This is a genomic window from Brevundimonas sp. UBA5936, from assembly GCA_002430835.1.
GTDB lineage: Bacteria > Pseudomonadota > Alphaproteobacteria > Caulobacterales > Caulobacteraceae > Brevundimonas.
In genome coordinates, this window is record DJDA01000127.1 from 24,766 (window position 1) to 39,580 (window position 14,815).

Sequence of the window (14,815 nt, forward strand, 5' to 3'; positions counted from 1 at the left end):
CTAGAGCCCGCGCATGATCTCGCCTGTCTTCATCTTCGACTTCGATTCCACCCTGGTTCGCATCGAGACGCTGGAGGCGCTGGCCGACCTGGCGCTGAAAGACGCGCCCGACGCCGCCGAGCGCAAGGCCCGGATCGCGGCCTTGACCGACGACGCCATGAACGGCCGCATCGGCTTCGGCGAGGCGCTGAAACAGCGGCTGGATCTGCTGGCGCTGCGCCGTGAACACGTCGAGGCGCTGACCGACCGAATTCTGGACGAGGCGACGGTCTCCATCCGCCGCAACGTCGACTTCTTCCAGCGTAACGCCGAGCGTATCTACATCCTGTCGGGCGGCTTCCGCGAAGTGATCGCCCCCCTGGCCGAACGGCTGGGCGTGGCGGCCGATCATGTCCTGGCCAATGATCTGATCTATGACGACGAAGGCCGCGTGACGGGCGTGGATACGGCCAACCCCCTGTCGCGCGAAAACGGCAAGCCCGAGGTGATCCGCGCGCTGAACCTGGGCGGCCCCGTGGTCATGGTCGGCGACGGCTGGACCGACGCCGAGGTCAAGATCCAGGGCGCGGCCGACCGCTTCTACGCCTTCACCGAGATCGTCAGCCGCGCCAAGGTGATCGAGGCCGCCGACGCCGTCGCCGCCTCTCTGGACGAGGTGCTCTACGCTGAGGGCGTGGCCGGGCGCTGGTCCTATCCGCGCAACCGCATCCGCATGCTGCTGCTGGAGAACGTCCACCCCGCCGCCGTCGAGCGGCTGGAGGAGGCGGGCTATAGCGTCGAGACGATGAAGGGCGCGCTGGACGAGGACGACCTGATCGAGGCGATCAAAGGCGTGCACGTTCTGGGCATCCGCTCCAAGACCAATGTCAGCCGCAAGGTGCTGGACGCGGCGGACCGGCTGATGGCCGTGGCGGCCTTCTGCATCGGCACCAATCAGGTCGATCTGGACGCGGCGGCGGACAAGGGCGTGGCCGTGTTCAACGCTCCTTATTCCAACACCCGCTCGGTGGTCGAACTGGCCATCGGCATGATGATCGTCCTGATGCGAGACGTGGCGGACAAGTCGCGCGAGATGCACAAGGGCGTGTGGAACAAGTCGGCCACGGGATCGCGCGAAGTGCGCGGCAAGACGTTGGGCATCGTCGGCTATGGCGCGATCGGCAGCCAACTGTCGGTTCTGGCCGAGAACCTGGGCATGCGGGTGCTGTTCTACGATCTGTCCGAGCGGCTGGCGCTGGGCAATGCGCGGCGGATGCGCTCGCTGGACGCCCTGCTGGCCGAGGCGGACGTGGTGACGCTGCATGTCGACGGCCGCAAGGAAAACACCGCCATTATCGGCGCCGACCAGTTCGCCAGGATGAAGCCGGGCGCCCTGTTCCTGAACCTGTCGCGCGGCCATGTGGTCGATGTGGACGCGATGGCGGCGGCGCTGAAGTCCGGTCGTCTGGGCGGGGCGGCGGTTGACGTCTTCCCCGAGGAGCCGCGCACCAACGCCGACCCGTTCGACAGCCCTCTGGTCGGTCTGGATAAGACCATCCTGACCCCGCACATCGGCGGCTCGACCGAAGAGGCGCAGGAGGCCATCGCCGAGTTCGCGGCCGAGCGTCTGTTGGGCTATCTGAACCGGGGCGACACCACCTTCTGCGTCAACCTGCCGAACGTGCAACTGGCCGAGGTGACGCGCGCGCACCGCCTGCTGCATATCCACCGCAACCAGCCGGGCGTGCTGGCCGAGCTGAACCGCGCGCTGTCGGATGCGGGCCTGAACATCCTGGGCCAGCACCTGAAGACGGACGAGCGGACGGGCTATGTCATCACCGACGTGGACCGCGACTATGACCGCGAGGCGCTGACGGCGCTGAAGCAACTTCCCGGCACGATCCGCTTCCGCCGGCTGCACTGATCGTCGATCACCTTCCGTCGCGTCATCTTGCGTCCTGCGAAAAGCGGCGCAGAGTGCGGGGTAACGACCGCATACGGACGGTCGATGGGAGGGAAATCGATGTCTCGTCTTCTTCGCGGAGCGGCGCTGGCCGCTCTGAGCCTGGCCGCCGTATCCGCCGCCGGGGCCGCCTCGGCCCAGAGCTACAACCGTCTGGTGGTGTTCGGCGACAGCCTGTCGGACAACGGCAACCTGTATCTGGCGACGGGCGGAACCACGCCGACCTCGCCCCCCTATGGCGCGGGGCGATTCTCCAACGGACCTGTGTTCACTGAGAGGCTGGGCTTCACCGCCGCCAACTTCATGGGGCCGGTGACGGGCAGCATCAACTACGCCTTCGGCGGGGCGCGCACCGACAGCCAGACGGCGCCGCTGGGGATGCGGCTGCAACTGGGTCAGTATCTGCAGCGCGGCGGCAAGTTCGGCGCGGGCGATCTGGTCAGCGTGCTGGGCGGAGCGAACAACATCTTCCAGGGCCTCCCGGCGGCGGGGGCTTCGCCCAACCCGACCGGCTCCATCGCCCCTGTGGCGCAGAGCGCGGCGGCGGACATCAACTTCATCGTCAACGGCATCGCCGAGGCCGGGGCGGGGACCGTGCTGGTCACCAACCTGCCCAAGCTGAGCCTGACGCCGCAGTTCAGAGGCACGCCCGCCGCGCCGCTGGCCGACTACGCCGTCACGACGTTCAACGGCGCCCTGCTGACCGGGCTGAACACGACGGCGGCGGCGCGGCCGGGGACGAACATCATCCTGATGGACCTGTTCAAGGTCGGGGACGTGATTTCGGCCAACCCCAGCGCCTTCGGCGTGTCGAACGTGACCCAGGCCTGCTTCAACGGCGTGACGCTGTGCTCCAACCCGGACGACTACTTCTATTTCGACGGGGTTCACCCGACGGCCAAGGGGCATGCGGTGATCGCGCGCCTGGCGAACGACTATCTCTACTACGGCGATCTGGGCAGCCAGACGGCGGTGCTGGGCGAGACGGCCTGGCGGCACCGCGAGGACGCGCTGGACAACTCGACCGCCGCCCTGTCGGGGCGTGAGGCGTGGACGGGCGGAACCTCGATCTCGGTCGAGGGGCTGGCCGACAAGACCGAGACCGACGCGCGCGGCGCCATCGGCGAGGCGACCTCCGACGGCTACGGCGTGCGCATTGCGCTGGAAAGCGGAACGGAGAGCCTGCGCTTCGGCCTGGCCGGCTCTTACCGCAACGCAGACGTGGACGCGGGCGCCCTGCGCGCCGACGTCGACAGCTTCGGGCTGGACGTCTACGGCGGCTGGCGCTCGGGCGACCTGTTCGTCAATGCGGCGGCGGGCGTGGCCCAGGACGACTTCAACGACGTCAACCGCCTGACCAGCCTGGCGCCGATCGTCCACAGCGGTTCGACGCGCGGCGTCTCGACGGGCGCGCGCCTGCAGGGCGGCATGTGGTTCGATCTGGGCGGTTTCGCCCTGTCGCCGCGCGCGGCGGTGGCCTGGATCAACGCTGACGTGGACGGCTTCAACGAGCAGGGACCGGCGGCGCAATACGCCTATGCCGACCGCTCGGTGCAGGCGACGACGGCCGAGATCGCCCTGCGCGCCGAGGGCGGGACCGAGCGGATACGTTTCTACGCCGAGGGCGGCTATCGCGACAGCCTGAGCGACGACAGCGACGACGTGCGCACGGGCATCTTGGGCAATCCCGCCCAGGTTCTGGCCCGCGATGTCGACCTGCCGTTCGGCGGGCAGGTGTTGGCCGCCGCCGGGATCGAGGGCACGGTCATGGAGCAGCTGAAGGTGTCGATCGGCTACAAGGGCCGCTTCGGCGATCATGCCGACAGCCATATGGCGGCGGTGAAGCTGAGCCTGCCGCTGTAGGTCTGGAAAACGAAGGTTTCCGAGGTGCGACCCCGTGTCGCCCTCGGAGCGCCCCATTCATGTCCCGGTGAAATTGCAAAAGACGGTCAATTCCGGCCGTCGGCGACGTTGAGTTTCGCCATCCGTGCGCGTGTTTCGCGCCTTCCTGACGGCTCCTCCGCGCTGACCAAGCGCTCAGAATGAGTCGTTAGAGTATGCGTTTAGTTCCTCCGGCCGTGCGGCCGCATGTGATCCGTTTCGGCCAGACGGGCGTCCTGGCCGGTCTGGCGGTTCTGGCTATGGCGGCCGCGCCAGTGGGCATGATTTCCGGCGCGCCCGAGAAGGTCGTCGACATCTCGGCCCCCATCGCCCCGCCGGTGAAGGCGGTGGCTGAACCCGCCGGTCCTGTCACCCGCAAGATCGTCTTCGAGGCCCCGCTGAAGGGCTATCGCATCAACTCGCCCTTCGGCCTGCGCAAGCTGGCGATCGAGGCCAAGGCGCGGGCGCACAAGGGCGTGGATATCGCCGCCCCGACCGGCACCGGCGTCTTCGCCACGACCGAGGGCAAGGTGCTGCGCGCCGGCTATCAGGCGGGCGGCTACGGCAACTTCATCGAGATGCAGCACCCCAACGGCATGACCAGCCTGTACGGCCATCTCAGCCGCATCGACGTGCATACGGGCAAGGTGGTGGCGGCCGGCGAGCGCATCGGCCTGGTCGGCTCGACGGGCTATTCGACCGGCCCGCACCTCCACTTTGAGGTGCGCCGCAACGGCGGCCAGATCGACCCCGCCAAGATCGTCGGCCAGAGCTTCGACATCCGGGTGAAGGCCCCGGCCTGACCGCGTCAGGCGGCGCGGCATCATGACCAAACCGTAATGTAAAATACCCTTTCCATTATCTGCGCGCTGTCGTTAGATTCGATCCTTGGGCTTTTTGCAGGGGGACCGAATGGTCGCGGCGCTGACGCTGGACGGAATCAGCAAGAGATATGGCGGCTTTCAGGCCGTCTCCGACCTGAGCTTCCAGGTGGAGAAGGGCTCGATCTGCGGCTTCCTGGGGCCGAACGGGGCGGGCAAGACCTCGACCCTGCGGATGATTCTGGGGCTGCAGCCGGCCACCAGCGGCCACATCGACATTCTGGGCGCCGACGACGGGCGCAAGGTGCGCGACCGGATCGGCTTCCTGCCCGAGGAGCGGGGCCTCTATAAGAAGATGACGCCGGTGGACGCCATCGCCTTCTTCGGCGGGCTGAAGGGCCTGCCCCTGCCCGAAGGCCGCCGTCGCGGCCGCGAGATGCTGGAGCAGATGGGCCTGGGCGAGGCCAGCAAGAAGAAGATGAAGGAGCTGTCCAAGGGGATGGCCCAGAAGGTCCAGCTGATCGCCTCGGTGGTGCATCAGCCGGAGTTCGTGATCCTGGACGAGCCGTTCTCGGGCCTCGATCCGATGAACCAGCAGGGGCTGGAGGCCATGATCCGCGCCCTGGCCGACAATGGAGCGACGGTGCTGTTCTCGACCCACGTCATGCAGCACGCCGAGCGCCTGTGCGACAAGGTGGTGCTGTTGGCCCGCGGCCGTAAGGCGTTCGAGGGCACGGTGGACGAGGCGCGGGCGACCTCGCCGCGCTTTCTGGAGTTGGAAGGGGCGCTGGACCGGAACGCGGTCGCCGCCCTGCCGGGCGTCGGCGGCATCGAGATTCTGGCTGAGGATGGCCCCGTCAGCACCCTGCGCGTCGGCCTGACGCCGGGGGCGGAGGCGCAAAGCGCCCTGCGCGCCGCCTTCCTGGGCGGGCTGGACGTGCGGCGCTTCCAGATGAAGGAGCCGACCCTGCACGACGCCTTCATCGCCCTGACCGGCGACCACCCGGACGAAGATCAGTCCGTCTCCAAGACCGACAAAGCGGGAGCCGCCTGATGAACCGGATTCTTCTGATCGCGCGCCGCGAGTTCCTGGCCTACGCCAAGACGGTCGGCTTCTGGCTGTCGCTGCTGGCCTTTCCGCTGTTCGCCGTGCTGGGCGGGGCGATTCCTGCCTTGATGAACCACGCCGAGCCGGTCCGCGAGGCCGTCATCATTGACGAGACCCCGGCCGGGTCCGGCCTGGCCGCCGCCGTGCGTCAGGCGCTGGAGATGGAGCGCGGACGCGCCGACATCGCCGCCCTGCGCATGGCCGCCGTGCCTGAGGCTGGAACGGCGGGCGGCGACCGCGTACGCGAAGCTGCCGAGAAGGGTGGTTTCGACGCCGGGCTGGAGGCGCTGAAGAAGGAGGCCCCGCGCGCCGCCGTAGGCTTCAAGACGCCCAAGCGCGCCTTTGAACTGGTCGAGGCGCCCGCCGCCCTGACCGCCGCTGCGCCGGGCGAGGCCCGCGACGCCCTGGCCCGCCGCTATGTCGACAAGGACGCGCCCGAGGGCGAGAAGCTGAACGCCGTGGTCTTCCTGACCGAGGCCGAGGGCAAGCCGGGCGCCCGCGTCTGGACCGGCCGCGCTACCGACGACGTGGTCGAGGACGCCATTCGCGACGCCCTGAAGTCCGCCAACCGCAGCCGCGTCTTCGTCGCCAGCGGCATCGATCCGGCGGTGGTGTCGGACACGGAGAAGTTCCGGCCGGAAGTCTCGGTCTTCTCGCCGCGCGCGGCGTCGGGGGGCGAGGTGTCGTTTCGCGATAAGCTGCCGGTGATCGTCGGCCTGGCGGTGGGCTTCATCCTGTGGTCGCTGATCATCACCGGCGCGTCCATCCTGCTGAACAGCGTGATGGAGGAGAAGTCGAACAAGATCCTGGAGGTGCTGCTGTCCTCGGCCTCGGCGACCGAGATCCTGGCGGGCAAGGTGCTGGGCGTGGCCCTGCTGACCCTGGCCGTGCTGGGCGCCTGGGGCGGCATCGGCGCCATCGGCCTGATCGCCACCGTGCCCGATGTGGCGCGGGATATCGGCTCGGTGCTGCTGACCGACGGTCTGTTCGTCTACTTCCTGTTGTTCCTGGTCGGCGGCTATCTGATGTACGCGGTGCTGTTCGCGGCCATCGGCGCCTTCTGCGACACGCCGCGCGACGCCCAGACTCTGATGGGCCCGATCATGATGGTGCTGGTCGTGCCGATCCTGGTCATGCAGATGGCCATCCGCACCCCCGACGCCATGGTGGTGAAGGTGATCAGCCTGATCCCGCCCTTCACTCCCTTCGTCATGGCCGCGCGCGCGCCCAGCGGGCCGCCCCTGATCGAGATCATTGGCGGCCTGATCGGCATGTTCCTGTTCGCGGCCCTGATGATCTGGGCGGCGGGCCGCGCGTTCCGCGCCGGCGCCCTGTCGGACGTGAAGCTGAGCTGGAAGAGCTTCATGGGGGCCGTGACGGGCCGGTGAGGCTAAGGGGAGGGAGGCGCGTGCGTGCCTCTCTCCCGCTCATCCCGGCGGAAGCCAGGATCCAGTGCCTTGGCTTCAACGCGCTGCGATCAATGTAGGCCTCAGACAGGCGCTCTCACTGGGCCCCGGCTTCCGCCGGGGTGAGCGGAGACAAAATGCACAAAGAAAAAGGCCGCCCCGGCGATCCGGGGCGGCCTTTGATCTTTCAGGCGTCAGCGGGTCTTAGCGACCGCGACCCTTCGGGGCCGGCAGCAGGCCTTCGCGCTGGGCGCGCTTGCGGGCCAGCTTGCGGGCGCGACGGACGGCTTCAGCCTTTTGGCGAGCGCGCTTTTCCGACGGCTTTTCAAAGTGCACGTGACGCTTCATTTCGCGGAAGCTGCCTTCGCGCTGCATCTTCTTCTTCAGGGCTTTCAGCGCCTGATCGACATTGTTGTCGCGGACAAAAATCTGAACCAGGGGTCTCTCTCCTTTGGCCGCCCGCCGCGTCCTTTCCAAGGGAGACGGGCAGACAAAACAAAACCACGCTCGAGAGGAGGCCTCCCAAGTGAAGGCGCGCTGATACATGATCGGGGGGGGCGTGTCCAGATCGTCGCGCCTAATCGTGATGGCTCGAAACGCCCGCCGGATGGGCGTATCGTATGGCCCATGACCGAGACAGCCGACACCGCTCCGAAAGGCGATTGGGCCGACCGCACAGAACAGGCCGTTCTGGACGCAGCCATAGAACGCGCGCCCGCGCTGGGCTGGAACGCGCGCCTGACGCGCGCCGCGTGCGAGGCCTGCGGCCTGTCGCTGGGCGATCAGGAACTGCTGCTGCCCAACGGCGCGCGCGATCTGGCGGTCCTGCTGTCGCGTCGTCATGACGCGCGCGCGCTGAAGGCGCTGGAAGCCACGCCCGCGTCCACGATGAAGATTCGCGAGCGAATCGCCGCCGCCGTCTCGGCGCGGATGGAGGCGGGGGCTGAGGACATCGAGGCGGCCAAGCGCTGCGCGGGCTTCCTCAGCCTGCCGACCAACGTCGACCTGGGCTTCAAGCTGGCCTGGGAGACGGCGGACCATCTGTGGCGCTGGGCCGGAGATACGGCGACGGACCAGAATCACTACTCCAAGCGGGCGATTCTGGGGGGCATCCTGATTCCCGCTCTGACCATGCGCTGGTTCGACGGGCGCGAAGCGGCGGAAGGCTTTGTCGCCCGCCGCATCGACAACGTCATGGCCTTCGAGAAGTGGAAGGCGGGCAAGGACTTCGACGCCCCGGTGCGGACGATCACCGACGTGCTGGGCCGGCTGCGGTACGGCGCCAAGGCATAGGAAACCCTCTCCCGATGGGAGAGGGCTTGAGCCTCCAAGAGCGCAGCGATTGGCAAGGCGAAAGGGTGAGGGTTCCCGGCTTGCCGTTCCCTCTCGCGGCTCGCACAGTCCCTTTATGACATCCTCACGAACCGACCGTGCGCGTGGGTTGCGCCAGACGTCCGGGCGTGCGGAGGAGCGCGTCTGGGCGGTTCTGCGCGGGGCGAAGGTCGAAGGCCATAAGTTTCGTCGTCAGCACCCTGCCGGGCCGTATTTTGCGGACTTCGCCTGCGACCGGCTGCGTCTGATAATCGAGATCGACGGCGGGGTGCATTGGCTGGACGAAGTGGCGGCGCGCGATGTTCAGCGGCAGCAGGCGCTTGAGGCGCTGGGCTGGACCGTGATCCGGGTGACGAACGATCAGGTCTTTGAGGCGCCGGAGTTCTTGGTTGAAGCGGTGAAGACGCATGCGCAGCGTCTGAACGGCTGAACGCCGACCCTCACCCTTTCGCGCAAGAACGATCGCTGCGCTCTCGTGCGCTCAAGCCCTCTCCCATCGGGAGAGGGTTAAAGGATGCGGTTGATGTGGGCCATCTTACGGCCCGGCCGGGCGTCGTGCTTGCCGTAGAGGTGCAGGCGGGCGTCGGGCTGAGCGGCCAGCGCGCGCCAGTCCTCGACCTCGGCGCCCAGCAGATTGGTCATCTCGATGCGGGCGTGGGCATTCGTCGGGCCGAGCGGCCAGCCGACGACGGCGCGGACGTGCTGCTCGAACTGGTCGCAGACGCAGCCGTCCTGGGTCCAGTGGCCGGTGTTGTGGACGCGCGGGGCGACCTCGTTCACCAGCAATTCGCCCTCTCCCATGTCGAACAGTTCGATGCCCATGACGCCGATGTAGTCGAGGCCGTCCAGCACCGCGGCGGCGATCTGTTCGGCGCGGCCTTGCGTGGCGGGGTCGACGGCGGCGGGAGCGGTGGTCGTCTTCAGCACGCCGTTCTTGTGGACGTTCTCGCCCAGGGGATAGACGGCGACCGCGCCGTCGCGGCCACGTGCGGCGATGACCGACAGCTCGCGCTGGAAGACGGCGGCGGCCTCCAGCACGGCGGGGCGGCGGCCGATGGCGTCGAAGGCGGCCTCGGCCTCGGCGGCGTCGCGGATCCAGACCTGGCCCTTGCCGTCATAGCCCTCGCGCCGGGTTTTCAGCAGGGCGGGCAGGCCAAGCGCGGCGATGGCGGCGGTCAGGTCATCCAGCGTCGTCACGGCGGCGAAGGCCACGGTCGGGGCGCCGACGGCGTTGAGATAGGTCTTCTCGTCCACCCGGTCCTGGGCCACGGCCAGCGCCGTCGGTCCCGGCGCGACCAGGGCGCCCGCTTCGGCCAGGGTCTCGACCGAGGCGGCGGGGACGTTCTCGAACTCGAAGGTGACGACGTCGCACAGGCGGCCCAGCGCCTGCAGCGCATCGGGGTCGTCATAGGGCGCGGTGATCTGGGCGCGCGAGACGCGGGCGGCGGGGCTGTCGGGCTGGGGATCGAGGATGACCACGTCGAAGCCCAGGCGCGAGGCGGCCTGGCTCAGCATCCGGCCCAACTGGCCCCCGCCGAGAATGCCGAGGGTCGAACCGGGGGGCAGGGGAAGATCGGGCATCAGTCCTCGACGCTTTCGGCGACGGATTCGGTCTGGGCGGCGCGGAAGGCCGACAGGCGCTCGGCCAGGGCGGGATCGGACAAGGCCAGGATCTGCGCCGCCAGGATGCCGGCGTTCGCGGCGCCCGCCTCGCCGATGGCCAGGGTGGCGACGGGCACGCCGCCGGGCATCTGGACGATGGACAGCAGGGAATCGAGGCCCTTCAGCGCCTTGGACTGGACCGGCACGCCCAGCACCGGAAGATCGGTCATGGACGCGGCCATGCCGGGCAGGTGAGCCGCGCCGCCGGCGCCGGCGATGATGACCTTGAAGCCGTTCGCCTTGGCCGTGGTGGCGAAGTCATAGAGGCGCTGGGGCGTGCGGTGCGCGCTGACGACCTTGGCCTCCCAGGCGACGCCCAGCTGATCCAGGCGGTCGGCGGCCAGCTTCATCGTGGGCCAGTCGGAGCGGCTGCCCATGATGATGGCGACAGGAGGCGTCGTGGCCGGCGGCGTGGAGGCGGTCATGCGCAAAGGCTCCCCAAGCGGAAAGCGGCCCGTTACAGCACCCGCGTTGCGCCCGCAACCGAGGACGCTAGACTCCGGCGCGTCGCGGGGCCTTGAGTCGGCCGGAATGCGACGTCGGAGCCCGCCTTGAACCACCTGGCCGAACAGACGACCGCTGCGGGCGACGATGCGGAACTGCGCGCCGAGATCGCGCGCCTGCGCGCCGAGGTGGCGGCCCTGACCGAACGGGCGGAGCGGGCCGAGGCCCTGGCGGACCACGACGTGCTGACGCCCGCGCTGAATCGGCGCGGCTTCATGACGGTGCTGACGCGCAACCTGGCCTATTGCCGCCGCCACGGGGTCGAGGCGGCGCTGCTGTATCTCGATCTGGACGGGTTCAAGGGAATCAACGACGGCCTGGGCCATGCGGCGGGCGATGCAGCCCTGATCGCGGTGGCCGAGCTGCTGCTGGCGAACGTGCGCGAATCCGACGCCGTCGGCCGCATGGGCGGAGACGAGTTCACCGTGGTGCTGATGAACGCCGGCGCCGAGGAAGGGCGCGAGAAGGCGCGGCGGCTGAGCGAGGCGCTGCAGAGCGAAGGATTCATCTGGGATGAGACGCGGGTGGCGCTGGGCGGTTCGTTCGGCGTGCGCGCCTATGCGGCTCAGACGGACGCGGAGGTCTGGCTGTCCGAGGCGGACGCGGCCATGTGGCTGAGGAAGAAGGCGCGGCCGGAGGCGACGCGCTGAAGAATTGAAAAGGGCGCCGAGGTCATCCTCGGCGCCCTTTGTTTTAGCTGTTCAGCAGGCTGTTGCGGCGGCTGTACAGCAGATAGACCGCCACCCCGATCACGTTCCAGATGACGAAGTTGATCTGGGTCGAGGCGGGCAGGCTGAAGAACAGATAGACGCAGCCGGCGATGGCTACGGGTCCGACCAGCCACCACACCGGGGCGCGGAAGACGCGCGGACGGTCCGGCTCACGACGGCGCAGCACGATCAGGCACAGGCCGACCGAGGCGAAGGCCACCAGCGTCCCGGCGTTGGCCAGGGCGGCCAGGTCGCCCAGTGGAATGAATCCGGCGATGATCGCCATCAGCACGGCCGTGCCCGCCGTCACGCGCACCGGGCCGCCCGAACGCTCGGACACATGGGCCAGGCTGCGCGGCAGCAGGCCGTCGCGGGCCATGACGAAGAAGATGCGGCTCTGGCCGAACATGAAGGCCAGGATGACGGTGGGCAGGGCGACGACCGCCGCGCCCGCGATCAGGGTGGCCCACAGGTCGGACCCGACCGTGCGGATGATGTGGGACAGGGGCTCGGGCGACTTCATGAAGTCGGTGAAGGGCATGGCGCCCAGGGCGGCGATGGCCACGGCCATGTAGATGATGACGCAGGCCACCATCGAACCGATGATGCCGATGGTCAGGTCGCGGGCGGGATTGCGGGTCTCTTCGGCCGCCGTGGCCACGGCGTCGAAGCCGTAGAAGGCGAAGAAGATGATGGCCGCCGCCGCCATGACGCCCATCTCGGCGCCGATGCCGTGCGAGAAGCCGTAGGGCATGAAGGGCTTGAGGTTGGCCGGGTTGAAGTGGGGCAGGGCGATCGCCACGAAGGCGATCAGGGCGGCGATCTTGACCACCACCAGCACGGCGTTGATCGAGGCGCTTTCCTTGGTGCCGGCGACCAGCAGACCCGCCACGGCGGCGACGATGATGACGGCGGGCAGGTTGACGATGCCGCCCTGCGACGGGGCCGAGGTCAGCATGGCGGGCAGGCCCATGCCGATCCCTTCCATCATGCCCGAGAAATAGCCCGCCCAGCCCACGGCCACGGCCGAACAGACGACGGTGTATTCCAGGATCAGGCTCCAGCCGACCATCCAGGCCGCGCCCTCGCCCAGGGTGGTGTAGGAATAGGTGTAGGCCGAGCCCGACTCCGGGATCATGGTCGCCAGTTCGGCGTAGGCCAGGGCGGCGCAGACGCAGACGATCCCGGCGATGACGAAGGCCAGCATGACCGCCGGTCCGGCCCGCTCGGCCCCCACGCCGATCAGGGTGTAGATGCCGGTGCCGACAATGGCGCCGACGCCCAGGGCGACCAGATGCGGCCAGGACAGGGTGGGTTTCAGCCCATGAGCCTTGGGCGGCCCTCCCAGCGCAGGCAGGGCCTTGCGGCGTGTCACGAAACTCATGCGTCTTCCCCCAGGCGGCCCTTGACGGCGAATGTAAATATATTCGGAATAACAGTGTTTTTCCGTAGCATTGTTGGCGCAGGCTTGGGGCCGTCAAGCTATGCCGCAACAGAAAAAACGACCCTGAAAGGCCGCTTCATATCCTGATCATTGGATCATAAATTCAGATTTGCCGCAGAAACAACGCTTCGTTCCTGCATTTGGCCCCAAAATGCGTATTTCGAAGATGGCTCAGTTTTTCGACGTTCGTGTGAATTATATTTCGTCGTACCGGCAATATCCGAAGCTCATGCTTCCTTCCGGGTGCTAGCGATTCAAGGGTCGGTCAAACGCCGGACAAGCGCTTGCAGGGGCTTCGGCCCTCAATCTTGGGAGGGATTGCAGCTTGCGGACAACGCTAGGGGTGAAGGCTGTCCTTATGGGGGCGGGGGCTGTCTGTGCGGCGGCGCTGTTATTGGCGACGGGAGCGCCGAGCGCGGCTGTGGCTCAAACGCCCCAGAACCAGGCGCAGGCGGCTCAGGCGCGCGCCACGCTCAACCCTGCGCCGCCGCGACGCGCCGACGAGGGGTTCGGCCCATATCCGCTGATGGTGGTGCGCGGCGCCATGCTGATCGACGGCACGGGCGCGCCGCCCATGGGGCCGGTCGACATCGTCATCGAGAACGACAAGATCACCGACGTCATCCAGGCCGGATGGCCGGGGATGCCGGAGCAGGAGAACCGCCGGCCGCTGAACGCCGCGCATGAGATCGACGCGCGCGGCATGTACGTCATGCCCGGCTTCGTCGACGCCCACGCCCACGGCGGCAGCCCGCAGAAGGCGCCGGACCTGGAGTATGTCTACAAGCTGTGGCTGGCGCACGGCGTGACGACCGTGCGCGGCGTCAGCCTGGCGCCGCACGACATCGCCGTGTCGGAGAAGGCTCGTTCGGCGCGCGGCGAGATCGTCGCGCCGCGTATCTACAACTACCAGACCCTCGGCTCGGGCTGGTCGCGCGGCCGTATCCGCAACCCGGAAATGGCGCGCGAATGGGTGCGCTGGGGCGCGGCCAACGGCGTGGACGGGATCAAATTCTTCCTGCGCGGCGACGAGACGCCCGAGGTGGTCCTGGCCGCCATCGACGAGGCCAAGAAGAACCACATGGGCACGGTCGCCCACATCGCCCAGCCGGGCGTGGCCCAGTTGAACGCCGAACAGCTGGCGGCGGCGGGTCTGGGGACCATCACCCACTTCTACGGCCACTTCGAGTCGCTGTTGGGCGGGCGGACGATCCAGGACTATCCGACCGACTACAACTTCTACGACGAGCAGAAGCGCTTCGGCGAAGCGGCCGAGATCTGGGACGAGGTCGAGCCGGGTTCGGCGCAATGGTACGCCTATCTGGAAGCGCAGAAGAAGACGGGCGTCGTCTTCGATCCGACGATGACCATCTATGCGGCGTCGCGCGACCTGATGCGGGCGCGCAACGCGCCCTGGCACCAGACCTATACGCTGCCGGCGCTGGCGGACTATTTCCAGTCCACGCGCGACAATCACGGCAGCTACTTCTTCGATTGGACGACCTCGAACGAGGTGGCGTGGCGCCGCTTCTACGAGCGGTTCATGCGCCTGGTGAACGACTACAAGAAGGTCGGCGGCCGGGTGACGGTGGGCTCGGACTCGGGCTTCATCTGGAAGCTGTACGGCTTCGGCTACATCGAGGAGCTGGAGCTGCTGCAGGAGGCGGGCTTCCACCCGCTGGAGATCGTGCGCGCCGCGACGATGGACGGGGCGACGACCCTGGCTGAGCCGACCGGCAAGGCGCCGACCTTCGGCGTCGTGCGGCCGGGCATGAGCGCGGATCTGGTCATCACGACCGAGAATCCGCTGGCGAATTTCAAGACCTTGTACGGCACCGGACATGAGCGCCTGAGCCCCGAGAACCGCATCGAGACGGTCGGCGGCGTGCGTTGGACGGTGGCGCGCGGGGTCGCCTACGACGCGCCGGCCTTGTTGGCCGACGTGCGGGCGATGGTCGATCGGCAAAAAGCCGAACGAGGGGAGGCGCAAGGAGGGCGCTGATCC

13 protein-coding genes and 1 pseudogene are annotated in these 14,815 nt (G+C 68.1%); 10 read left to right on the forward strand and 4 right to left on the reverse strand.

Annotated features, from left to right (window positions below; all coding sequences use genetic code 11):
* Nucleotides 1-13: 13 nt before the first annotated feature.
* The 6 genes and pseudogenes from B2Y21_RS15895 to B2Y21_RS13075 form a co-directional block, all read left to right on the forward strand.
* Nucleotides 14-538: pseudogene (locus B2Y21_RS15895) on the forward strand (HAD family hydrolase); the annotation flags it as partial.
* Nucleotides 539-673: 135 nt separating this feature from the next.
* Nucleotides 674-1,903, forward strand: coding sequence for a phosphoglycerate dehydrogenase (gene serA, locus B2Y21_RS13055; protein ID WP_349679425.1), 1,230 nt, complete (start codon nucleotides 674-676; stop codon nucleotides 1,901-1,903).
* 99 nt (nucleotides 1,904-2,002) lie between these two features.
* On the forward strand, nucleotides 2,003-3,805 hold the full coding sequence (locus B2Y21_RS13060) for an autotransporter domain-containing protein (protein ID WP_292060288.1): 1,803 nt from the start codon (nucleotides 2,003-2,005) through the stop codon (nucleotides 3,803-3,805).
* Nucleotides 3,806-3,999: 194 nt separating this feature from the next.
* The gene (locus tag B2Y21_RS13065) at nucleotides 4,000-4,626 is read left to right on the forward strand and encodes a M23 family metallopeptidase (RefSeq protein WP_292060289.1); all 627 of its coding nucleotides are present in this window, start codon (nucleotides 4,000-4,002) and stop codon (nucleotides 4,624-4,626) included.
* A 109-nt stretch (nucleotides 4,627-4,735) separates the two neighbouring features.
* Nucleotides 4,736-5,698, forward strand: coding sequence for an ABC transporter ATP-binding protein (locus B2Y21_RS13070; protein WP_292060290.1), 963 nt, complete (start codon nucleotides 4,736-4,738; stop codon nucleotides 5,696-5,698).
* Complete coding sequence (locus B2Y21_RS13075) at nucleotides 5,698-7,140, forward strand: ABC transporter permease (protein WP_292060291.1); 1,443 nt, start codon at nucleotides 5,698-5,700, stop codon at nucleotides 7,138-7,140. Before B2Y21_RS13070 ends, B2Y21_RS13075 begins: the two co-directional genes overlap by 1 nt.
* 222 nt (nucleotides 7,141-7,362) lie before the next feature.
* Here the strand turns inward: B2Y21_RS13075 and rpsU are convergent, their stop codons facing one another.
* Nucleotides 7,363-7,596, reverse strand: coding sequence for a 30S ribosomal protein S21 (rpsU, locus tag B2Y21_RS13080; RefSeq protein WP_087139870.1), 234 nt, complete (start codon nucleotides 7,594-7,596; stop codon nucleotides 7,363-7,365).
* Between the two features lie 189 nt (nucleotides 7,597-7,785).
* Here rpsU and B2Y21_RS13085 point away from each other — a divergent pair, with 189 nt between their 5' ends.
* Together B2Y21_RS13085 and B2Y21_RS13090 are read left to right on the forward strand one after the other, a co-directional pair.
* Nucleotides 7,786-8,451, forward strand: a complete 666-nt coding sequence (locus tag B2Y21_RS13085; RefSeq protein ID WP_292060292.1) for a COQ9 family protein — start codon at nucleotides 7,786-7,788, stop codon at nucleotides 8,449-8,451.
* Nucleotides 8,452-8,566: 115 nt separating this feature from the next.
* Nucleotides 8,567-8,920: an endonuclease domain-containing protein gene (locus B2Y21_RS13090; RefSeq protein WP_292060293.1), complete on the forward strand. Its 354-nt coding sequence runs from the start codon at nucleotides 8,567-8,569 to the stop codon at nucleotides 8,918-8,920.
* Between the two features lie 77 nt (nucleotides 8,921-8,997).
* Here the strand turns inward: B2Y21_RS13090 and B2Y21_RS13095 are convergent, their stop codons facing one another.
* Complete coding sequence (locus B2Y21_RS13095; RefSeq protein ID WP_292060294.1) at nucleotides 8,998-10,071, reverse strand: 5-(carboxyamino)imidazole ribonucleotide synthase; 1,074 nt, start codon at nucleotides 10,069-10,071, stop codon at nucleotides 8,998-9,000.
* Nucleotides 10,071-10,577: a 5-(carboxyamino)imidazole ribonucleotide mutase gene (gene purE, locus B2Y21_RS13100; protein ID WP_292060295.1), complete on the reverse strand. Its 507-nt coding sequence runs from the start codon at nucleotides 10,575-10,577 to the stop codon at nucleotides 10,071-10,073. Before purE ends, B2Y21_RS13095 begins: the two co-directional genes overlap by 1 nt.
* A 126-nt stretch (nucleotides 10,578-10,703) precedes the next feature.
* On the opposite strand from purE, the gene B2Y21_RS13105 reads away from it, so the two are divergent.
* A complete protein-coding gene (locus B2Y21_RS13105; protein WP_292060296.1) occupies nucleotides 10,704-11,306 on the forward strand; it encodes a GGDEF domain-containing protein in 603 nt (200 codons plus the stop codon).
* Between the two features lie 43 nt (nucleotides 11,307-11,349).
* On the opposite strand, the gene B2Y21_RS13110 is transcribed toward B2Y21_RS13105, so the two are convergent.
* Nucleotides 11,350-12,750: an amino acid permease gene (locus tag B2Y21_RS13110; RefSeq protein ID WP_292060297.1), complete on the reverse strand. Its 1,401-nt coding sequence runs from the start codon at nucleotides 12,748-12,750 to the stop codon at nucleotides 11,350-11,352.
* A 481-nt stretch (nucleotides 12,751-13,231) separates the two neighbouring features.
* On the opposite strand from B2Y21_RS13110, the gene B2Y21_RS13115 reads away from it, so the two are divergent.
* Complete coding sequence (locus B2Y21_RS13115; protein ID WP_292060298.1) at nucleotides 13,232-14,812, forward strand: amidohydrolase family protein; 1,581 nt, start codon at nucleotides 13,232-13,234, stop codon at nucleotides 14,810-14,812.
* The last annotated feature ends 3 nt before the right edge of the window (nucleotides 14,813-14,815 follow it).